The 21,214-nt window shown below is 72.6% G+C and carries 18 protein-coding genes; 7 read left to right on the top strand and 11 right to left on the bottom strand.

Annotated features, from left to right (window positions below; genetic code table 11):
• Window position 1: 1 nt before the first annotated feature.
• The 3 genes from ACZ6AA_RS03015 to ACZ6AA_RS03005 all read right to left on the bottom strand — a co-directional run bounded on the left by ACZ6AA_RS03015 (window position 2) and on the right by ACZ6AA_RS03005 (window position 2,736).
• Window positions 2-676, bottom strand: coding sequence for a hypothetical protein (locus ACZ6AA_RS03015; protein ID WP_471455943.1), 675 nt, complete (start codon window positions 674-676; stop codon window positions 2-4).
• A gap of 76 nt (window positions 677-752) precedes the next feature.
• Complete coding sequence (locus tag ACZ6AA_RS03010) at window positions 753-1,940, bottom strand: macro domain-containing protein (RefSeq protein WP_468480494.1); 1,188 nt, start codon at window positions 1,938-1,940, stop codon at window positions 753-755.
• Between the two features lie 160 nt (window positions 1,941-2,100).
• Window positions 2,101-2,736 (bottom strand): hypothetical protein, encoded by a 636-nt coding sequence (locus ACZ6AA_RS03005; protein WP_468999610.1) that lies wholly within the window; start codon window positions 2,734-2,736, stop codon window positions 2,101-2,103.
• A 309-nt stretch (window positions 2,737-3,045) separates the two neighbouring features.
• Here ACZ6AA_RS03005 and ACZ6AA_RS03000 point away from each other — a divergent pair, with 309 nt between their 5' ends.
• Window positions 3,046-3,669 (top strand): hypothetical protein, encoded by a 624-nt coding sequence (locus ACZ6AA_RS03000; RefSeq protein ID WP_471455940.1) that lies wholly within the window; start codon window positions 3,046-3,048, stop codon window positions 3,667-3,669.
• Window positions 3,670-3,765: 96 nt separating this feature from the next.
• On the opposite strand, the gene ACZ6AA_RS02995 is transcribed toward ACZ6AA_RS03000, so the two are convergent.
• From ACZ6AA_RS02995 to ACZ6AA_RS02980, 4 genes are all read right to left on the bottom strand, one after another.
• A complete protein-coding gene (locus ACZ6AA_RS02995) occupies window positions 3,766-5,265 on the bottom strand; it encodes a GntP family permease (RefSeq protein WP_468480491.1) in 1,500 nt (499 codons plus the stop codon).
• Between the two features lie 208 nt (window positions 5,266-5,473).
• On the bottom strand, window positions 5,474-5,884 hold the full coding sequence (locus ACZ6AA_RS02990) for a RidA family protein (protein WP_030357976.1): 411 nt from the start codon (window positions 5,882-5,884) through the stop codon (window positions 5,474-5,476).
• A 74-nt stretch (window positions 5,885-5,958) separates the two neighbouring features.
• Window positions 5,959-6,711 (bottom strand): IclR family transcriptional regulator, encoded by a 753-nt coding sequence (locus tag ACZ6AA_RS02985; protein ID WP_468451238.1) that lies wholly within the window; start codon window positions 6,709-6,711, stop codon window positions 5,959-5,961.
• Window positions 6,708-7,796 carry a sugar kinase gene (locus ACZ6AA_RS02980; RefSeq protein WP_468451236.1) on the bottom strand — a complete coding sequence of 363 codons (1,089 nt, stop codon included), beginning with the start codon at window positions 7,794-7,796 and terminating at the stop codon, window positions 6,708-6,710. Before ACZ6AA_RS02980 ends, ACZ6AA_RS02985 begins: the two co-directional genes overlap by 4 nt.
• 201 nt (window positions 7,797-7,997) lie before the next feature.
• Here ACZ6AA_RS02980 and ACZ6AA_RS02975 point away from each other — a divergent pair, with 201 nt between their 5' ends.
• Both ACZ6AA_RS02975 and ACZ6AA_RS02970 read left to right on the top strand, forming a co-directional pair.
• Window positions 7,998-9,308: an alanine racemase gene (locus ACZ6AA_RS02975; RefSeq protein ID WP_468480490.1), complete on the top strand. Its 1,311-nt coding sequence runs from the start codon at window positions 7,998-8,000 to the stop codon at window positions 9,306-9,308.
• Between the two features lie 290 nt (window positions 9,309-9,598).
• On the top strand, window positions 9,599-11,230 hold the full coding sequence (locus tag ACZ6AA_RS02970; RefSeq protein ID WP_471455935.1) for an N-acyl-D-amino-acid deacylase family protein: 1,632 nt from the start codon (window positions 9,599-9,601) through the stop codon (window positions 11,228-11,230).
• A 12-nt stretch (window positions 11,231-11,242) separates the two neighbouring features.
• Here ACZ6AA_RS02970 and ACZ6AA_RS02965 read toward each other — a convergent pair whose 3' ends face one another.
• Entirely contained in the window at window positions 11,243-12,112 is an 870-nt protein-coding gene (locus ACZ6AA_RS02965; RefSeq protein ID WP_468451230.1) for a S1 family peptidase, read from the bottom strand.
• Window positions 12,113-12,355: 243 nt separating this feature from the next.
• Here ACZ6AA_RS02965 and ACZ6AA_RS02960 point away from each other — a divergent pair, with 243 nt between their 5' ends.
• Window positions 12,356-13,567: a pyridoxal phosphate-dependent aminotransferase gene (locus ACZ6AA_RS02960; RefSeq protein WP_468451228.1), complete on the top strand. Its 1,212-nt coding sequence runs from the start codon at window positions 12,356-12,358 to the stop codon at window positions 13,565-13,567.
• Between the two features lie 102 nt (window positions 13,568-13,669).
• Window positions 13,670-14,080: an SCO4983 family protein gene (locus tag ACZ6AA_RS02955; RefSeq protein WP_468451226.1), complete on the top strand. Its 411-nt coding sequence runs from the start codon at window positions 13,670-13,672 to the stop codon at window positions 14,078-14,080.
• A 58-nt stretch (window positions 14,081-14,138) separates the two neighbouring features.
• Here ACZ6AA_RS02955 and ACZ6AA_RS02950 read toward each other — a convergent pair whose 3' ends face one another.
• A complete protein-coding gene (locus ACZ6AA_RS02950) occupies window positions 14,139-15,980 on the bottom strand; it encodes a phosphoenolpyruvate carboxykinase (GTP) (RefSeq protein ID WP_468451224.1) in 1,842 nt (613 codons plus the stop codon).
• 271 nt (window positions 15,981-16,251) lie between these two features.
• On the opposite strand from ACZ6AA_RS02950, the gene trhA reads away from it, so the two are divergent.
• Both trhA and ACZ6AA_RS02940 read left to right on the top strand, forming a co-directional pair.
• Window positions 16,252-16,974, top strand: coding sequence for a PAQR family membrane homeostasis protein TrhA (gene trhA / locus ACZ6AA_RS02945; protein WP_468451222.1), 723 nt, complete (start codon window positions 16,252-16,254; stop codon window positions 16,972-16,974).
• 26 nt (window positions 16,975-17,000) lie between these two features.
• Entirely contained in the window at window positions 17,001-17,765 is a 765-nt protein-coding gene (locus ACZ6AA_RS02940) for a Mut7-C RNAse domain-containing protein (protein WP_468480488.1), read from the top strand.
• 141 nt (window positions 17,766-17,906) lie between these two features.
• Here ACZ6AA_RS02940 and ACZ6AA_RS02935 read toward each other — a convergent pair whose 3' ends face one another.
• Together ACZ6AA_RS02935 and ACZ6AA_RS02930 are read right to left on the bottom strand one after the other, a co-directional pair.
• Window positions 17,907-19,040, bottom strand: a complete 1,134-nt coding sequence (locus ACZ6AA_RS02935) for a hypothetical protein (RefSeq protein WP_471455929.1) — start codon at window positions 19,038-19,040, stop codon at window positions 17,907-17,909.
• A gap of 110 nt (window positions 19,041-19,150) precedes the next feature.
• On the bottom strand, window positions 19,151-21,178 hold the full coding sequence (locus tag ACZ6AA_RS02930; protein WP_468480486.1) for a thioredoxin domain-containing protein: 2,028 nt from the start codon (window positions 21,176-21,178) through the stop codon (window positions 19,151-19,153).
• Window positions 21,179-21,214 lie beyond the last annotated feature (36 nt).

The raw sequence follows: 21,214 nt of genomic DNA, 5'->3' as shown, positions 1-21,214 counted from the left end.
TCTACCCCTCCTCCATCAACAGCCGTGCGGTGTCGGCCAGTTGCCGCTCCCTGCCGGTGCCGAGGAGCCGGGCGGGGCGCTCGCCGAGCCAGGCGTTGTCCGACAGCCACCAGTCGGCGGCGCCCCAGGGGTCCCGGTCGGCCGCGAGGTGCGCGTTGACCTCCAGGACGACCGGGCGGGGCGCCGCCTCGTCGCCGTCGAACTGGAAGCGGGGCAGTCGCCGTCGGCCGCCCTCGCCGGGGAGCCTGATGAGCGTGGGCAGTTCCGGGTCGCCGCCCCGCCGGGCCAGCGCGTCGGCGTCCCACGCGGGCTCGGCGAGCAGCCGGTCGCGCACGGGCCCGAGCACCGGCCCCACCATGCGGTGCCCGTCCATCACCAGGACGGCGAAGTCCTCGGCCGAGTAGCCCTGGTAGGCGGGGTGCTCGGTGTCGGCGGCGACGTCGAGGAGGCCGCCCGCGAGGCGCGCGTCCGGCCCGGCGCCGAACTCCTCCGGGAACCGGAGCCGCAGCAGCTCCGCGGCCCGCTCGGCCGCCTCCCGCCGTTCGGTCTCGGCCGCGCCCCGACGGCGTACGACGGCGAGCAGCTCGGCGAGCCGGTCGCGGGGCGGGCCCGCGAGCCGGGCGGCGACGCGGTCCCAGGCGGCCGCGGCGGCGCCCAGTACGACGTACGGATTCACTGGCCTTCTCCCGTTCGTCGGTGCCGGGTGGGCCCGGCCTTCATGGGCGTTCGTCGATGCCGCCGCGCCCCGGGCCTCAGGGGCCGTCCGCTCCGCCGAGTCCGGCGAGGAGCCGTTCGACGAGGTCGCCGCGGGCGTGTCTGCGGACGACGAAGTGCACGTCGAGGTCGGCGCCGCGGACGAGTTCCGCCTCGACGGCCGCCCACAGCGCGGAGAAGCTCTCCAGCGGTGAAAGGCCGCCGCGGCCCGCGCCGAGGAGCGGCAGGCAGACGGAGGTGAGCGGTGGTTCGGCGTGCGCGTTCTCGGCCGCGAGGAGCGCGAGGGCGCGGGCGACGCCGCGGGTCAGGTCGGCGGGCTGGACGTCGTAGTCGTTGGTGCCGGGCCGGGGCACGGCCACGGCCACGTGGTAGATGCGCCGGATGCCCTGCTCGGCGAGCGCGCCCGCCGAGGTGGCGGCGACCGTGCCGGGCAGCGCCTCGCGCCCCGGCGCCGCGTGCCGGGCGGCCCACCCCGCCAGCTCGTCGTGGACGCGGTCCTCGACGAGTCCCCCTGAGGCGTCCCTGCGGGCCCCGGCCCGGCGCAGGGTCGCCGCGACGGACGACTTGTAGGCGGCGGGGAGCGAGAAGTAGGTGTTGGACGGCGACAGGACGACGTCGACGTCGCGCAGGAGGTCCACGGAGTGGACGTGCACGGTGACGGGGACGGTGCGGCTAGCGAGGCGGACGGGGACGGTGCGGTGGGCGGGCGGCAGGGTCAACCGTCCGGCGGCCACGGGGGCTTCGGCACCGGGCCGGACACGCTCCGGCGCCCCCACACCCCCCACCGCCCCGACCACCGCCTCCGGGGACGGCTGCGACTGGGGCTGCGGCCGCGGGGCCGCGATGTCCACGATCCGCTCCGCGATCTGCCCGAGCACCATCAGCTCATGGTGTTTGCGGAAGCGTTCGACGCTGACGCCGTAGACCTGTGCGGCGCGCCTGCGCCGGGAGGAGGCGGGCCAGTCCCGGGTGCCCTGGGCGAGCCCGAGGGTGAATTCGGCGGCCTCCTGGAGCGAGCCGCCGCCGACGGCGGAGACGGCGGTCCGCAGCAGCCGTTCCACGGCTCCGCTGTCCGTCGGGGAGGGCGCCGCCGACGGTAACTCGCGGGCTATGCGGATCAGTTCGGGTGTATCGAGCTCGCGCAGCCTGAGGAGTCCGGCACGCCGCACTCTCCTCACCTCCGCGAGAACCGATCCGTGATCGGGTGGACGGGGAGTGACCGGCATGGCGGCAAGGATCGCACCGCGTCACACCCGCCACAAGCCCCGCCCACCCGGCTCCCCCCGGCCTTCCATTGCACACGAGGCACCGGTCGGGAACGGGTCGCGGCGGGGCGGTTCGGGGTCGGATCCGGGTCGGACGGCGGTCTGTTCCGCGCGGCCGTTTCTACGTCGCCGGGTACTTGCGGGCCGAGGTCACCTGGCAGGAGTAGACGAGGCGGTCGTTGGTGCTGTACGGCGCGTGCATCTCGACGGTCCGGTCGCCGCCCGAGGAGACGGTCACCGTGTCGCTCCGGTAGGCGAGGGTCCTGCTCGCGACGGCGGAGCTGGATGACTGGCCGACCTTGAACACCACCGAGAAGGAGTACCGGAAGGCCTGGTCGGAGGAGGAGTTCTGGATGTCGACGTCGTAGGTGATCCGGCCGTTGGTGCGCTCGTAGCTGCAGTTCTGGCCGATCACCTCGCCGATGGCGTTCGAGTCGTACGTCGGCTGGCTGCTGCTGCCGGAGCTGAGCCCGCCCGAGCCGGTGGACCCGCCGGAGGTGAGCCCGCCCGAGCCGCTGGAGCCGCCGGAGCTGAGCCCGCCGGAATCGCTGGAGCCGCCCGACGACGTGCCCGGGGTGTCGGGCAGCCCGCTGGGGTTCGGCGACAGCGAGGGATTCGGCATGGTCGGCATGGTCGGTGGCGCGGGCGCGTCACCGCCGCCGAAGGCCTTGTCCTCCGGGTTGTCGGTGCAACCGGAGAGCACGGCGACGGCGGTGAGAGCGAGAGCGGCGGCGCCGACGGCGCGACGGACACGCATGTACTGATCCCCCGAGTACTGAATTTTTCCGACGGTTCACACAGAAGTTCACACAGAGCGGACGGTGCGAACAGGTGATTGAAAGGCGTGGAGCCCCGGGCAGGCTACCCGGTCGCTCCCGGAAATCCGTCGGCGTCGGCACGCGTAGCACTCCCGTTGCCGACCCGTACCCATCCTGTAGCCCGCCCCGACGGGCTCGCAGGCCGTACGGCACCGCCCTCCGTCGCGGGCTCCGTGGCCGCACGGACCCCTTGGTACCTTGACCGCTCGCACCCATGTGCAGGGAAGACATCCACCATCGGGGGACTCATGAGCAACTGGCAGCCGCAGCCACCGCAGTACGGCCAGCCACCGCAGTACGGCCAGCCGCCTCAGCAGCCGGGATACGGCTATCCGGGCCCGGGCCAGAACATGGCCCCCTACCCTCCCCAGCAGCCGGCGCCGCACGGCTACCCCTACGCACCCGGCTTCCCGCCCCCCGGCGGCCGCGCGCAGCCGGGCAGGGCCTTCTTCCTCGGACTGCTCGTCTCGCTGGGCATCGGCCTTGCCTACGCGGGCCTGCTGGTCGCCAGCCACAAGGACCTGTCGCGGGTGGGGCTCCAGGCCACCTATCTGGCCTGTGCCGCGGTGCTCGCGGTGGTCGTGGGCGTGGTGACCGGCCGCACGGGCGGCCGCGCCGCCGGACCGCACATCTGGGCGGCGATCCTGGCCGCCCTCGGCGCGTACCTCGGCGTCGCGAACGGCTATGTGTTCACCCTGCTCGACATCGGCGGCACCGACCTCCTCGAGGCGATGCTCGACCACGAGCCCATGTCTCCGCACAAGTTCTGGTGGGAGCGCCTCAACGGCGGCATCGCCCTCGCGGGCCTGGCCGTGGCCATGGTCGGCGCCTACAGCGTGGCCCACGCGGTCAGCAAGAAGCAGCCGTACTGAGGCCGAGGGGCTTCCCTCGGGCGGTACGGGAACGGGGATGCGCGGCCGGATCGCCGCGCATCCCCGTTCACATGCCGCCGGACGGCGGACGTACGGCTACACGAACAGACTCACCACCGCCGCCACCGCGAACCCCGCCACCGAGAGCACCGACTCCAGGACGGTCCAGGTCTTGAGGGTGTCGCGTTCGGAGATGCCGAAGTACTTCGCCACGATCCAGAAGCCGCCGTCGTTGACGTGCGAGGCGAAGATGGAGCCCGCGGAGATGGCCATGATGACGAGGGCCGTGAAGGCGTTGGAGTAGTCGCCCTCGGCGAGCAGCGGTGCGACGATGCCCGCCGTGGTGACGATCGCGACCGTCGCCGACCCCTGGGCCACGCGCAGGACCAGGGAGATGAGGTACGCGAGGACGATGACCGGCAGACCCACGTCGTTGAAGGTGTCGGCGAGGGCGCCCGCGACACCGCTGCCCTTGAGCACGGCGCCGAAGACCCCGCCCGCACCGACGACGAGGAGGATGTTGCCGACGGGCTTGAGGGACGCCGTCGACACCGTCTCCAGGGACTTGCGGGACCAGCCGCGGCGGATGCCAAGCAGGTAGTACGCCATCAGGAGCGCGATCGTCAGGGCGACGAAGGGGTGGCCGAAGAACTCGATCACGCTGCGGAGCGTGGACGGGTCGAAGGCGATGGAGGAGAACGTCGCGAGCAGGATGAGCAGCAGCGGGGTGCCGATGATCAGGAAGACGGTGCTCAGCGCGACCGGCTCCTCCGTCGGGGTCAGGCCCTGCGCGCGCTGCTCGTCGGCGACGGCCGCCTTCGCCTCCTCGGAGGCCTCCAGCATGTCCTGCGGTACGGGGACGAAGATCCGCTTGCCGATCCAGGCGGAGAACACCCAGGCCGCCAGCACGGCGGGGACGCCGCAGACGATGCCCATGAGGATGACCCAGCCGAGGTCCACCTTCAGCAGTCCGGCCGCCGCCACGGGCCCGGGGTGCGGGGGCAGGAAGGCGTGCGTCATGGACAGGCCCGCGAGCAGCGGCAGGCAGTACAGGAGGATCGACTTGCCGCTGCGCTTGGCGGCGGCGTACACGATCGGCGCGAGGACGAAGATGCCGACGTCGAAGAAGACCGGGATGCCGAAGATGAGGCCGGTCAGGCCCATGGCCACGGGGGCGCGCTTCTCGCCGAAGAGGTCGAGGAGGCGCCGGGACAGCACCTCGGCCCCGCCGGAGACTTCGAGGATCGCGCCGAGCATGGTGCCGAGGCCGATGATGATCGCGACATGGCCGAGGATGCCGCCCATGCCGGACTCGATGAGGGAGACCGCGTCCGACTTCTGGACGGTGCCGAAGAGTTCGGTGACCGACAGGCCCGCTGCCAGGCCGACGGCTATGGAGACCGCCAGGAGGGCCACGAACGGCTGGAGCCTGACCTTGATGATCAGGAAGAGGAGCAGCAGGATGCCGAGGGCCGCGACGGTCAAAAGGCCCGCCGTGCCGTCGATCAGGGCCATCAGGCCGCCGGTGTGCGGTGGGGTCTCTTGTGCGGGGGCGGTGGCCGCGAGCGTCGCGGACAGGGGGGAGGACGGGGACATCGTTGACCTCGTAAGTGCATGGGGCTTTCTTGGGCAGGGGGGATCGCGGCGCGGCGCCCCGGGATGGGGGTCCTCCCTGCTCGAGCGAAGCCGAGAGCTTGGGGGAGGGAGCACCGCGCCGTGACGACGTGCGGCTTGCGGGTGGGGGGTGCGGCGACGGGCCGCGGTCAGGGGTGGTGACCGGTGCGGCCCTCGCCCGCTGCGACGGTCAGCCGAGCACGGCCAGCGCGTCGATCTCGATGAGCAGGCCCTTGGGCAGGCCGACGTACACGGTGGTGCGGGCGGACGCCGGGGCCTTGAGGCCCTGCTCCTCGAAGTACTGGTTGTAGATCTCGTTCATCTCCGCGAAGTGGTCCACGTCCGTGAGGTAGACGCGCATCATCATCACGTCGTCCCAGGTGGCGCCGCCCTCTTCGAGGATCGCCTTGACGTTGGCGAAGGTCTGGAGGGTCTGCTCGCGCAGGGTGGGGCCCGCGGGGGTGGGGGCCTTGCCCTCCTCGGCGGGCAGGAAGCCGACCTGGCCTGCGACCTGGAGGATGTTGCCCTTCTTGACGCCGTGCGAGAACTTCGCGGGCGGGGCGGTGTGGGTGGCGGGGGTGATGGCGGTCTTCTCGCTCATGGACTTGCCTTCTTCGTAGGGGTGTTGCTTCGTTGCGTCGCCACTTGGCTACGTCGAGGTGTTGCTCAGGAGTACTACTTCTCCGGGGCGTGCCCCGAGTACTCCCTGCTGATGGCCTCCGCCGTACGCCGTACCAGCGGCAGCAGCCGCAGGAGTTCCTCGGCGGTGACGACGACGTTCGGGGCGGACACCGACATGGCGGCGACGACCCGGCCGTCGGCGCCGCGGATGGGGGCGCCGACGCAGTTGATGGACTCCTCGTGGCCGCCGAGGTCGGTGGCCCAGCCCTGTTCGCGCACCTGCGCCAGCTCCTTGAGGAAGGCGGCGGCGTTGGGCGTCGAGCGGGAGGTGTACGCGGGATAGTCGAGCTTCTCCGCGAAGGCGCGGCGCTCGGCCTCGGGGAAGTCGGACAGCAGCAGCTTGGCGACGGCGGCGACGGTGATGGCGACGGGCTTGCCGATGCGCGAGTACATCCGGACCGGGTAGCGGCTCTCGACCTTGTCGATGTAGAGGACCTCCTGCTCCTCGTACACGGCGAGGTGGACGGTGTGGCCGCACTTCTCGTTCAGGGCGAGGAGGTGGGGGTGCGCGATCTCGCGCACGTCGAGGTTCTCCACGGCCTCCTGGGCGAGCGCGAAGAGCCGGGCGCCGAGGCGGTAGCGCTGGTCGGACTGGCGGAAGACCAGGCCGTGTTCGTGCAGGGTGCGCAGCAGGCGCAGGGCCGTGGACTTGTGCACGCCGAGGCGGTCGGCGACCCGGCCGAGGTCGGCGGGGCCCTCGGCGAGCAGCGGCAGGATGGACAGGGCGCGGTCGACGGTCTGGCTCATGTCGTACGTACCTCCTCGTCGGCCACGGCGGTGGCCCTGGTCGGGTCGGCCGCCGTCCAGCCGGGGCGGAGACGCAGAGTCTCCCAGTCGGCGGGGTCCAGGGCGGCGAGGGTGTCGGCGTGGCCGCGCGACGGCGGGGTCGCGAGGTCGCCGGGGACGGTGAGGGCGGCGGCGGCCATCAGGTGGCCGTGGCGCAGGCGGCGCTCGGCGGGCAGGCCGCGCAGGGTCGCGGAGAGGAAACCGGCGGCGAAGGCGTCCCCGGCGCCGACGGGTGCGACGACGTCGACGCGCAGGGCGGGGACGAAGGTGATGGTGTCGCACCCGGTGGCGTGGTCGGCGGCGAAGACGGTCGCGCCGCGGGCGCCCTGCTTGACGACGAGCACGGCGGGCTCGGGCAGCGCGGCGCGGATCGCGGCCGGGCCGCCGGTGACGTCCCAGGCCGCGGCGGCCTCGTCCTCGCCGACGAAGACGAGGTCGGCGCCGCGGGCGAGGTCGAGCAGGACCTCGGCGCCGTCGTGCGCGCGCCACAGGCCGGGGCGGTGGTTGACGTCGAAGGAGACCAGGGAGCGGCGTCCTGGCTTGCGGTCGCACAGGTCGCGGACGAGGGCGAGGCAGTCGGCGGAGAGGGCGGCGGTGATGCCGGAGAGGTGCAGGACGCGGCCCGACCACAGGGCGTCGTGCGGCACGGTCGCGGGCGACATCGCGGAGGCGGCGGAGCCCGCGCGGTAGTAGACGACCTCGTGGGCGTCGGTGCCCCGGTCGTCGGCGGTGCGGAAGTAGATGCCGGTGGGGCGGTGCGGGTCGCGGCCGACGGCGGAGGTGTCGACGCCGTACTGCCCGATCGTCTCGACCAGGTGGTCGCCGAATCCGTCGGCGCCGACGCGGCTGACCCAGCGGGTGCGGTGGCCCGCGGCGGCCAGGGCGCAGGCGACGTTCGACTCGGCGCCGCCGATGCCGCGCTCGAACGACGGTACGTCGGCGAGCCGTCCCGGGCGCGACGGCAGGAACGTCACCATGGACTCGCCCACCGCCACCACGTCGGTGTCCAGGGAGTTCGTGTCTCCGGCGGCGCCTGCTCGGGTCACGTCGGTGTCAGCCTCTCGCTCGCTTCTCTCGCCCGCCGGATCCGTTGACCCGGCGTTGGCTCGGATGTTAGACAGCAGTAAGCGACATACGCAATGAACGTTGCATATTGTGCAACGCCCACGATGGGGGCGTTGTGAAGCCACACCGACGAGCTCGGGCAGCGCAAGGCTGACGGGCCCGAAGAGCCGAGGAGGCGCCCCATGGCCGCCGACAAGCCCGCCCCCGCCGACCGCCGCGCGCACGCCGTCGCGCGCCTCGCCGACGAGCGGATCGACCACCGCTTCAAGGCGCTGCCGCCGGACGCCGACGGGCTGACCGTCGGCGAGCTGGCCGCGGAGCGGCGCAACCTCTTCACCGGCGGCTTCACCACCCCCGTGCTCGCGCTCTCCGCCGAGCGCCTGGAGCACAACCTCGCGCTCATGGAGGAGTACGCCACCCGGCACGCCCTCGCCTTCGCGCCGCACGGCAAGACGTCCATGGCCCCCCAGCTCTTCGAGCGCCAACTCGCCCACGGCGCCTGGGGCATCACCCTCGCCGTCCCCCACCAGGTGCGCGTGGCCCGCGAGTTCGGCGTCGAGCGGATCTTCCTCGCCAACGAACTCGTCGACGCGGCCGCGCTGCGCTGGCTCGCCGCCGAACTCGACGCCGACCCCGGCTTCCGCTTCATCTGCTACGTCGACTCGGTACGCGGCGTGGAACTGATGGACGCGGCCCTCCGCTCGGCGGGCGCGCGCCGCCCCGTCGACGTCGTCGTGGAACTCGCCGCCGGCGACGGTGCCCGCACCGGCGCGCGCACCGAGGCGGACTGCGCGGCCGTCGCCGACGCCGTCGCCGCCGTCGGGACGCTGCGGCTCGTCGGCGTCGCCGGGTACGAGGGGGAGGTGCCGGACGCCACGCCCGAGCGGGTGCACGCCTGGCTGCGGCGGCTCGTCGCGCTCGCCGAGGAGTTCGACGTGGCGGGGCGGTTCAAGTCCGGCGGGCTCGACGAGATCGTCGTCAGCGCCGGGGGGTCCGCGTGGTTCGACGCGGTGGCCGACGAGTTCTCCTCCGTCCCGCGGCTTTCCCTGCCCGTCCTCAAGCTGCTCCGGTCCGGGGCGTACGTCTCCCACGACGACGGGCACTACGCGCATCTCACCCCCTTCAACCGCGTCCCCGAGGAGGGGGCCCTCCAGCCCGCCTTCCGGCTGTGGGCGCAGGTCGTGTCGCGGCCCACGGCCGAGCAGGCCTTCGTCAACGCCGGTAAGCGGGACGCGGCGTACGACCTGGACCTGCCCGCCGCGCAGGTCGTCCGGCGCGGCGACGGGACCGAGGCCGCCGCCGACGGGGTCACCGTGACCGGGCTCTCCGACCAGCACGGGTGGCTGCGGACCGCCTCCGGCGCTCGGCTGGAGGTCGGCGACTGGGTCGGTCTTGGCCTCTCGCACCCCTGCACGTCCTTCGACAAGTGGCAGCTGATCCCTCTGGTCGAGGCGGACGGAACGGTCACGGACTACATCCGCACCTACTTCTGACCGCCCGTCCGGGGGCACCCCCGAATCGCGCTCCGCGCTCGTCCTCAGACGCCGGACGGGCTCTCCCACCCACCCGCCCGAACTTGCACCGTCCGACCAACAGCCCGGCACATCCCAGCCCGTCCGGCGATTGAGGACGAGGCGCGAAGCGCCGATCGGCGGCGGACCGTCCCACGGCAATGGAACACCCACCCCCGGGGTCCAGGGGCGGAGCCCCGGTTTCGGAGAAGGGGCGGGACCGGGGCGCCCCGCGAGGCCACCACCACCCGCACCCAGAAAGGCACCCCACCATGGACCTCCTCATCCGCGGAGCCCGCCTGATCGACGGCACGGGCGACGCCTCGTACACCGCCGACGTGGCCGTAGAAGACGGCCGCATCACCGAGATCCGCCAGGAGGGCACGGGCCCCCGCCCGACACCCACGGCGGGCACGAGAACCGTGGAGGCGGACGGCCTCGCCCTGGCCCCCGGCTTCATCGACATGCACGCCCACAGCGACCTCGCCCTCCTCCGCGACCCCGACCACAGCGCGAAGGCGGCCCAGGGCGTCACCCTGGAAGTCATCGGCCAGGACGGCCTGTCGTACGCCCCGGTGGACGACCGCACCCTCACCCAGGTCCGCCAGGCGATCACGGGCTGGAACGGGGGTGCGCCCGGGGATACGTCCATCGACTTCGACTGGCGCACGGTCGGCGAGTACCTGGACCGCCTGGACAGGTCGCACGACGGCCGGGGCATCGCGGTGAACGCCGCGTATCTGATCCCGCAGGGCACGGTCCGGATGTACGCGGTGGGCTGGGAGGACCGCGAGGCCACCCCGGCCGAGCTGGAGCGGATGAAGCGGCTGGTGGCCGAGGGCATGGAGCAGGGCGCCGTCGGCATGTCGTCGGGCCTGACGTACACCCCGGGTATGTACGCGAAGGACGCCGAACTCACCGAGCTGTGCCGGGTGGTGGCGGCGTACGACGGCTACTACTGCCCGCACCACCGCAGTTACGGCGCGGGCGCCCTGGAGGCGTACCAGGAGATGGTGGAGCTGACGCGCTCCGCGGACTGCCCCCTCCATCTCGCCCACGCCACCATGAACTTCGGCGTGAACAAGGGCAGGGCCCCGGACCTCCTCGCGCTCCTGGACGACGCGCTCGCGGCCGGGGCGGACATCACCCTGGACACGTACCCGTACACGCCCGGCTGCACGACGCTCGTGGCGATGCTGCCGAGCTGGGCGAGCGAGGGCGGCCCGGACGCGATCCTCGCCCGGCTGCGGGACGACGCCACGGCCGCGCGGATCCGCCACCACATGGAGGTCATCGGCGCGGACGGCTGCCACGGCGTGCCCATCGAGTGGGACACGATCGAGATCTCGGGCGTCTCCGACCCCGGGCTCGCCTCGTGCGTGGGCAAAACGATCCAGCAGTCGGCCGACATGCGCGGCGAGGAGCCGTGGGTGACGGCCCGACGGCTGCTGATCAACGACCGCCTGGGCTCGACGATCCTCCAGCACGTGGGCCACGAGGAGAACGTCCGGGCGATCATGCGCCACCCGGTGCACACGGGCGGCAGCGACGGCATCCTGCAGGGCTTCAAGCCGCACCCGCGGGCGTACGGCACGTTCCCGCAGTATCTGGGCAGGTACGTGAGGGAGTTGGGGGTGCTGTCCCTGGAGGAGTGCGTCGCGCACCTCACCTCGCGCCCGGCGGCCCGCCTCCGCCTGCCCGACCGGGGCCTGGTCCGCGAGGGCTACCGCGCCGACCTGGTCCTCTTCGACCCGGACACGGTCGCGGCGGGCTCGACGTTCGAGGCGCCGCGCACCCTGCCGGTGGGCATCCCGCACGTCCTCATCGACGGCAGGTTCGTGATCGAGGACGGCCGGCGCACGGACGTCCTCGCGGGACGTGCCGTGCGCCGGACCGGAACCTGATCCCCGGGAGGGTCAGGGCTTGGGCAGCGTGCAGCCCGGACGGTTCAGGTCGATCTTGTTACCGGCCCCGACGCAGGGGACGATCGTGTACGTCTGCTGGCCGTAGTTGATGCCCTGGCGGACGGTCACCTTGCCGTTCTGGTCGACCTCGCACGGGTTGTTGTCCGTGCAGCGCTCGCCGTTCTCATTGCCGGTGTTGTTGACGGCGACGACCTTGCCGGACGCGTCGTCGACCACCGGAGAGCCCGACGTGCCGCCGATCGTCTGGCACGCCGAGGTGTAACGGACCGAGTCCTTCCAGGTCCAGCGCCCCTCCTTCAGCTGGTACGCGAAGCCGTCGACGTTGCACTTGTACATCCGCTTCCAGTAGCCGGACACGACCGTGATGGCCTTGCCCTGCGCCGGACGCGCGGAGTCCAGCTCCAGCGCCTTGATGCCGTACCGGGTCTCTATGTCCTTGTACGTGCTGGTCAGCTGGTAGAGCGAGACGTCCGTGTCGGTCATCGTGCCGTACGCGATCTTGCTGGCGCGCACGGTGCCCGCGTTCCCGCCGCTCGCGTTCAGGAGCGTGAAGCTGCGGGACGAGGCGCGGTCGACGATGACCTGGCCGGGGGCCGGGAAGCCGGTCTCCAGACAGTGCCCGTTGGACATCACGAGCGCGGGGTCGGTCGGCTGCGACGACGGTACGCGGACGACGGAGCCGGAGCAGTTGCTGAGCGCCACGGTGCCGGCGAAGCTCACGGCCTTGGCGGCCGGTGCCTTGACGGCGGCCGCCGTCCGCTTGTCGGACGACGGCGCGTCATTGCTGACGGCCGCCGCGGGCACACTCGCCGCGCCGAGGAGTACGGCGGTGAGTGCGGCTCCGACGAGAGGCTTGTTCATGTGGGGGTCCCCTCTGATGCCTGTGTGACCGAGGGCCTCTTGAGCCCTCCGGTTTGTCATGCGCATTGTTGGGTCCCGCGGACGCCACCACAAGACCGCGTACAGCCATGTCCGACCCGAGGGATGTACGGCCAGGGGCGCGGGGAACTGCGCGAGCAACCCCCACGCACCCGCACCCGCCCACCGCCCCCCAGTGACCGAGCTCTCCCCGCCCAAGGCGCCCCCGCCAGATACCCTCGGGGAATGCAGGTGATCCAGTCGACCAAGCTCGCCAACGTCTGTTACGAGATCCGGGGCCCGGTGCTCGATGAGGCGATGCGCCTGGAAGCCGCAGGCCACCGCATCCTCAAGCTCAACACCGGCAACCCCGCGGCCTTCGGCTTCGAGTGCCCCCCGGAGATCCTGGAGGACATCCTCCGCAACGTCGGCGACGCCCACGGATACGGCGACGCGAAGGGCCTGCTGGCGGCGCGCCGCGCCGTGGTGATGCACAACCAGACCCTCGGCATCGAGACCGACGTCGAGCACGTCTTCATCGGCAACGGCGTCTCCGAGCTGATCGTGATGGCCATGCAGGGCCTCCTCGACGACGGCGACGAGGTCCTGGTCCCCGCGCCCGACTACCCCCTGTGGACCGCCGCGGTCTCCCTCTCCGGCGGCACCGCCGTGCACTACCGCTGCGACGAGCAGGCGGACTGGATGCCCGACCTCGCCGACATCGAGCGCAAGATCACCGACCGCACCAAGGCGATCGTGATCATCAACCCGAACAACCCGACCGGGGCGGTCTACGACGAGGCGATGGTCCGCGCGCTCACCGACATCGCGCGCCGCCACAACCTCCTGGTCTGCTCGGACGAGATCTACGACAAGATCCTCTACGACGGCGCCACGCACACGCCGACCGCCGCGGTCGCCCCGGACCTGCTGACGCTCACGTTCAACGGCATGTCGAAGGCGTACCGCGTGGCCGGTTACCGCGTCGGCTGGATGTCGGTCTCCGGGCCGAAGGCCCACGCCGCCTCGTACATCGAGGGCCTGACGATCCTGGCGAACATGCGCCTGTGCGCGAACATGCCGGGCCAGCACGGCGTGGTCGCCGCGCTCGGCGGACGGCAGACGATCAACGACCTGGTGCTCCCGGGCGGACGCCTCCTGGAGCAGCGCGACACGGCGTACGACCTGCTGACCCAGATCCCGGGCGTGACCTGCGTGAAGCCGAAGGGCTCCCTGTACCTCTTCCCGCGCCTCGACCCGAAGGTCTTCAAGGTCAAGGACGACCGTCAGCTCGTCCTCGACCTGCTCCGCGCCGAGAAGATCATGGTCGTCCACGGCACCGGCTTCAACTGGCCCGAGCCCGACCACTTCCGCGTGGTCACCCTGCCGACGGCGCCGGACCTGGCGGACGCGGTGACCCGGATCGGCAGCTTCCTGGACGGCTACAGCCAGCCCTGACCCGCCCCGCGGCCACCCTTGGTCCCGCCTTCCAGGATCGACTCAACTTTAGACAGAATCTAAGCTAGGATGGCTTTCAAGCAACCGCCTGGAGGCCCTCTCATGTACGAGCCGATCCGCACCAAGTCGGTCCACGCCATGGCCGACCCGGGCGACTTCCCGCACCGCTCCCGCGAGGAGGAGCTGGACATCCAGCTCGCCGGACACCTCGCCGCACTGCTCGCCGTCACCGACGAGCTGCGCGCGCTCGCCCCCTCCCCCGGCCTCGACGCCGCCGCCGAGCAGCTGGCGGCCCAGGTGGCCCGCCTGCGCGGCGGGCTGCCGCCGGTCCGCGCGGGCGTGGTCGCCGCCATCCACGAGCCGCACGTGTCCGGCCTGCACCAGCGCGCGCACGCCCTCGCGGGCCGCGCCCTGGTCGTGGCAGCGTCCCGCGCCGACACCGGCGCGGCGATCCTGGCCGCCGAGCGCATGGACGCGCACGCGGCCGCCGCCCACCTCGTGGGCGCCGCCTGAACGACCCCGGGCCGCGCGCCTCGGCGGCGTGCGGCCCGGGTGTCATCCGCCGACGGGGTCAGCCCAGACGGGCGACCAGCGCGCGGTACTCGTCCCACAGCTCCTTCGGGGTGTGGTCCCCGAACGTGTTCAGGTGCTCGGGGACCAGCGCGGCCTCCTCGCGCCAGACCTCCTTGTCGACCGTGAGCAGGAACTCCAGGTCGGCGGCGGGCAGTTCGAGGCCCTTGGTGTCCAGGGACGCGGGCGTCGGCAGGACGCCGATGGGGGTCTCCACGCCCTCGGCGCGCCCGTCGAGGCGGTCGACGATCCACTTCAGGACACGGGAGTTCTCACCGAAGCCGGGCCACACGAACTTGCCGTCCGCGTTCTTGCGGAACCAGTTCACGTAGTAGATCTTCGGCAGCTTGGACTGGTCCTTGTCCTTGGCCACGTCCACCCAGTGGGCCATGTAGTCGCCCATGTTGTAGCCGCAGAACGGCAGCATGGCGAACGGGTCGCGGCGCAGCTCGCCGACCTTGCCCTCGGCCGCGGCGGTCTTCTCGGAGGCGACGTTCGCGCCCAGGAAGACACCGTGGTTCCAGCTGAGCGACTCGGTGACCAGCGGCACCGCGGAGGCGCGGCGGCCGCCGAAGAGGATCGCCGAGATCGGCACGCCCTTGGGGTCCTCCCACTCGGGCGCGATGATCGGGCACTGCGAGGCGGGCGTGGTGAAGCGGGCGTTCGGGTGCGCGGCGGGGACGCCGGACTCGGGGGTCCAGTCGTTGCCCTTCCAGTCGGTGAGGTGCTTCGGAGTCTCCTCCGTCATGCCCTCCCACCAGACGTCACCGTCGTCCGTCAGCGCGACGTTGGTGAAGACGGAGTTGCCCCACAGCGTCTTCATCGCGTTGGCGTTGGTGTGCTCGCCGGTGCCGGGCGCGACGCCGAAGAAGCCGGCCTCGGGGTTGATCGCGTAGAGGCGGCCGTCCGCGCCGAAGCGCATCCAGGCGATGTCGTCGCCGATGGTCTCCACGGTCCAGCCGGAGATCGTGGGCTCCAGCATGGCCAGGTTGGTCTTGCCGCAGGCGGACGGGAAGGCGGCGGCGACGTACTTGGACTCACCGGTCGGCGGCGTCAGCTTGAGGATCAGCATGTGCTCGGCGAGCCAGCCCTCGTCGCGCGCCATGACGGAGGCGATGCGCAGGGCGTAGCACTTCTTGCCGAGCAGGGCGTTGCCGCCGTAGCCGGAGCCGTACGACCAGATCTCGCGGGACTCCGGGAAGTGCGAGATGTACTTCGTGGAGTTGCAGGGCCACGGCACGTCCGCCTGGCCGGGCTCCAGCGGGGCGCCGAGGGTGTGCACGGCCTTCACGAAGAAGCCGTCGGAGCCCAGCTCGTCCAGGACCGGCTGCCCCATGCGGGTCATGGTGCGCATGGACACGGCGACGTACGCGGAGTCGGTGATCTCGACGCCGATCGCGGACAGCGGCGAGCCGAGCGGGCCCATGCAGAACGGCACGACGTACATCGTGCGGCCGCGCATGGAGCCCCGGAAGACGCCCTTCTCCCCCGCGAAGATGTCGCGCATCTCCGCCGGGTCCTTCCAGTGGTTCGTCGGCCCCGCGTCCGCTTCCTTCTCGGAGCAGATGAACGTGCGGTCCTCGACGCGCGCGACGTCCGTCGGGTCGGAGGCCGCGTAGTAGGAGTTGGGCCGCTTGATCGGGTCCAGCTTCTTGAAGGTGCCCTTGGCCACGAGCTCCTCGCACAGGCGCTCGTACTCGGCCTCGGAGCCGTCACACCAGACCACGCTGTCCGGCTGGGTCAGTTCGGCGATCTCGTTCACCCAGGACACGAGTGCCTGGTGGTCGGTGGGGACGGTGCCCGGGGACGTCACTGACGGGGGAGCCGCGATATCGCGCGCCACGATTGCTCCTATACGAGGGTTTTTGTGGTTGGGGCCCCGTGGGGGCTGCGACCCGGATGCTTCACTGCTTCGATCTTCCTGGCGCTCATCCGGTGCCGACCGCACTCATTTGATCATCCGACGCATATGCGCATCTGTCCAGAGTGCCTCACAACTGAGCGGCGTGAGCATTGCCACTCCGCACCCCGTGACCGTGAGCCTCACCACTAGTAGGCTCTGCCCGCGTCACTTTTGACACCTAACTTACGGTTGCGTAGGTACGATGCCGCCCATGACTTCACCCGTCCCCGACGCGCTCGTGAACTCCCCCGCAGGCGGCCCCGACACGGCCACGGCCGACCCGTCCGCGCCCGTCCATCCGGTGAAGCCCAAGCTGCGCGGCTGGCTGCACGCCGGGATGTTCCCCGCGGTGCTGGTCTCCGGTCTGTTCCTGACCGCCCTCGCCGACTCCACCCGCGGCCGCATAGCGTGCGGGATCTACGTCCTCACGGCCTGCCTGCTGTTCGGCGTCAGCGCGCTCTACCACCGGGGCGACTGGTCCCCCCGCGCGGACGGCGTCCTGCGCCGCCTCGACCACGCCAACATCTTCCTGATCATCGCGGGCACGTACACCCCGCTGACCCTCCTGCTCCTGCCCGACGCCAAGGGCCAGTGGCTGATGTGGGGCATCTGGGCGGCCGCCGCCGCGGGCATCGTCTTCCGCGTGTTCTGGGTCGGCGCCCCCCGCTGGCTCTACACCCCCTGCTACCTGGCCATGGGCTGGGCAGCCGTCTTCTTCCTCCCCGACTTCCTGCGCACGGGCGGCATCGCCGTCCTGGTCCTGGTGGTCGTGGGCGGCCTCCTCTACAGCGTCGGCGGCGTGGTCTACGGCTTCAAACGCCCCAACCCCTCCCCCCGCTGGTTCGGCTTCCACGAGGTCTTCCACTCGTTCACCTTGGCGGCGTTCGCGGTGCACTACGTGGGGATCTCGATGGTGGCGTACCAGCACGCCTGAGGTGACGCGGGCCATATCCTGACCGGATGAACGGTCCGGAGATCCTCATCGACTTCGCCCCAGACCTGGCCCTGTTCGTCCCGCACGAGCGGCGCGGCCGCACCACCACCGCCGTCACCGACGGCGCGTCCTCGCTGGGGCACGTCGTGGAGTCGCTAGGCGTCCCCCTCACCGAGGTCGGCGCGCTCGTCGTGGACGGCCACGAGGTCCCGGCGGGCCATGTGCCCGCCGCCGGGCAGCGCGTCGAAGTGCGGTGCGTGCCGCGGCCCCAGCGGGTGCGGCCCGACGAGCAGCCCCCCGAGGAGCCGCTGCGCTTCCTCCTGGACGTACACCTCGGCACCCTCGCCCGGCGCCTGCGGCTGCTCGGTGTCGACACCGCGTACGAGAGCACGGACATCGGCGACCCCGCGCTCGCCGCCCGGTCCGCCGCCGAGCGCCGCGTGCTCCTGAGCCGGGACCGGGGACTGCTGCGCCGCCGTGAGCTGTGGGCGGGCGCGTACGTCTACAGCGACCGGCCCGAGGACCAGCTCAGCGACATCCTGGAGCGGTTCGCGCCGCCGCTGCGGCCGTGGACACGCTGCACGGCCTGCAACGGAACGCTGCGGGCCGCCACCAAGGAGGACGTGGCGGAGCGCCTTGAGGGCGGCACCCGGGGGACGTACGACGTGTTCGCGGAGTGCGGTGACTGCGCCCGCGTGTACTGGCGGGGCGCCCACCACGAACGGCTCCAGTCCATCGTCCGGCAGGCCGTCGCCGCGTCGGAGGGCACGGTCGGGCTGCCGCCAGGGTGACCTGGTCGATCCCCCGGCCCGGGGAGCTGCCGCCCCTGGGCCCCGCAGAATCGGCGCTTCGCGCCTCGTCTGGGGCGGAGCCCCAGGACCGGTGAAGGGGCGGGACTGGGGCACCCCGCGAAGGCCCCAGGCCCCCGCCCGTCAAGAAGCCGCCGGAAGCCGCGCGAAGAAGGTCGAGTTCCCGCGCTCCGTGCTGCCGCCCAGCCACAGCGACCCGTCCGGAGCCGTGGCCAGGGCGCCCACGGTCAGCGGCTCCGGCTCGGGTCCGGCCGCCGGGGACCAGGAGCCGCCGGTCCAGCGCTGCAGCGGCGTGCCCCGGCCCGCGGCCCACACCTCCGTCCCGTACACCGCCAACTGCGTGGCCTCGGAGGCCGCCAGGCCCGCCGGGGTCCGCGGCGACCACGCGCTGCCGTTCCAGGCGGCCACGGCGGCGCGGTCGCCGCTCCCGCCGCCGATGCCGGTCCCGGAGTAGCCCCCGGCCCAGAGCACGCCGTCGTGCGGGAGGAGCGCGGACACCTGCCCGTTGGCCGTGCCGAACGGGTTGGGCAGCCGCTTCCACGACGACCCGTTCCAGTGCAGCACCAGGGGCGTCCGCGTCCCGAAGGCCTCCGTGGCCGTGAAGCCCCCCACCCAGACGTCGTCGGCGGCCACGACCCGCACGGTCAGCAGCCGGGCACCGGCGCCGAGCCCGGACGGCAGGCCGACCGAGGCCCAGCCCGAGCCGCTGCGGCGCAGCGCGACCGCCCCGGGAGCCGGGTGCCTGGCGCCGCCGACCACCCAGACGTCGTTCCCGGTCCCGTCGGCCTCGAAGGGCTCGCCGATGTCGGCGCCCGCCGTCCGGTCGGCCCACGTCCTGCCGTCCCAGTACAGGATCTGGGCGTCGTCCCGCATCGTCTGCCTGTTCCACCTCAGGCCCACGCCCCAGGCCCCGTCCGCCTGGACCGCCAGGCCGTTCAGGGGTCTGGTCCCGTCGGGGAAGCTGTGGAACCCGGACGGCTGCCAGTCCTTGCCGTCGAACTGGAGGGCGGCCGGGTCCTGCTGGACGCTGTTCCCGTCGAAGGAGACGTACGTGGCGAGCGCGGTGGCGCCACCGCCCGGCGCGAAGCCGAGCCGGTTGAACGCGTAGCCGCCCCTCGACCCGTCGACCGGGAAGACCTGCCACCGCCCCTGCGCCGCACCCGCCGCCGAGGCCACGCCGGACAGCGCGCCCCCGACCGCGAGCACCGGTACGACGGCCGCGGCGGACCGCAGCAGATTGCGCCGACTGACTGCCATGGAACCTCCATCAAAGGGTGCCGTTGGCAGTCGATCCTCGCCGGGGGCCGCTGACGGGCCGCTGACGGATCACGGCCCGGGACGGACCGGGGCGCGCCCCCCGGAGGCCGCTACCGGAGAACCCCCAGTGCCCGCGCCAGTTCCTCCGCGTCCGTCGTCGGGCGGTCGCAGACGAAGCCCCGGCACACGTACGCCGTCTCCTCGCCGTCCACGAGGGGCCGCCCCGCGAGCAGCGGGAGTTCGCCGTCCGGCCGGCCGGCGGCGACGACGGCGCCGGGGGCGGTCGCCAGGAGCGCGACGCGGTGCAGGGGGCCGCCGACCGCCCCGGCGACGGCCACTTCGCGCGGACCGTCGAGGGCGGCCTCCGCCACGGCGAGGCCGTGCCCGATGAACCTGGGCGCGCGCGGCGCAAGGGCCGTGACCACGCCGAGCGCCCGCTCGGCCGCCTCCCGGTGGGGGCTCGCCCCGGTCTGTGCCGCGTACGACAGGAGCGCGCCCGCCGCCGCGGTCCACCCGGAGGGCGCCGCGTTGTCGGTGGGGTCCTGCGGGCGCCGGATGAGCTGCTCGCCGTCCGCCGCCGTGTCGTACAGCGCGCCGGACTCCGCGTCGACGAACTGCGCGAGGACGTGGTCGAGCAGGAACCCGGCGAACTCCAGCCACACGCCCTCGCCGGTCACGGAGGCAAGCGCGAGGAAGCCCTCGGCGACGTCGGCGTAGTCCTCAAGGACCCCGGCGTTGGCGCCGACGTGCCCGTCCTTGGAGGTGCGGGCGAGCCGGGCGCGGTCGTCGAGGTGGAGGCGGACGAGCAGGTCGCCCGCCGCGACGGCCGCCGCGACCAGGTCGGGCCGGTCGAAGAGGGCGCCCGTCTCGGCGAGCGCGGCGATGGCGAGGCCGTTCCAGGCGGCGACCACCTTGTCGTCGCGGGCGGGCGCGGGCCGCTCGGCGCGGGCGGCGAGGAGCCGTTCGCGGATGGCGGCGATCCGGTCGGCGTCGACAACCGCTCCGTCCGCTCCCCGGGGGAGTTGGAGCACGGACGCGCCCTCCTCGAAGGTGCCCTCCTCGGTCACGCCGAAGTACGCGGCGGCGAGGTCGCCGTCGGCCTCGCCCAGGACCTCGCGGAGCTGCGCGGGCGTCCAGACGTAGTACGCGCCCTCGACGAGCCTGCCCGTGGCGTCCTCGCTGTCGGCGTCCAGGGCGGAGGCGAACCCGCCCTCGCCGGTGCGCAGTTCACGGACCATGAAGTCGGCCGTCTCCAGGGCGACGCGGCGCGCCAGGTCCGATCCCGTGGCCCGCCACAGGTGGGCGTACGCACGGCACAGCAGCGCGTTGTCGTACAGCATCTTCTCGAAGTGCGGCACGACCCACTCGCGGTCGACGGAGTAGCGGGCGAAGCCGCCGCCGAGCTGGTCGTAGATGCCGCCGCGGGCCATGTGCTCGCAGGTGTCGGCGGCCATCTCCAGGGCGCCGTCGGAGCCGGTGCGGGCGTGGGTGCGCAACAGGAACTCCACGACCATGGACGGCGGGAACTTGGGGGCGCCGCCGAAGCCGCCGTGCAGGACGTCGTAGTCCCGGGTCAGGCCGAGCAGCGCCTGGGACAGCACCTCCTCGCCGGGGCGGCCGCCGTCGCCGACGGCCAGTTGACGCTCCGACAGGTCCTGGGTGATCTTCGCGGCGACCTCGCCGACCTCGTCGCGCCGGTCCGTCCACGCCCGCCGCACGCCGTCGAGGACCTGCGGGAAGGACGGCATGCCGTGGCGGGGCTCGGGCGGGAAGTAGGTGCCGAAGTAGAAGGGTTCGGCGTCGGCGGTGAGGAAGACCGTCATGGGCCAGCCGCCCTGCCCGGTCGCGGCCTGGACGGCCTCCATGTAGACGGCGTCGACGTCGGGGCGCTCCTCGCGGTCGACCTTGATGTTCACGAAGTGCTCGTTCATGAGCGCCGCCGTCGTCCCGTCCTCGAAGGACTCGTGCGCCATCACATGACACCAGTGGCAGCTCGAATAGCCGACGGAGAGCAGCACCGGCACCCCGCGCTCCCGCGCGGCGGCGAACGCTTCGGCCGACCAGGGCCACCAGTCGACGGGGTTGTCGGCGTGCTGGAGAAGGTAGGGGGACGTCTCATGGGCCAGTCGGTTCGGCATGGCCCCATCCTCGCGCACACCGGCCCCTGATCCGCC

Source organism: Streptomyces sp. NPDC040610 (assembly GCF_055594065.1).
The sequence above is the reverse complement of the archived record's forward strand: the minus strand, read 5'-3'. Positions and strand labels throughout refer to the sequence as shown.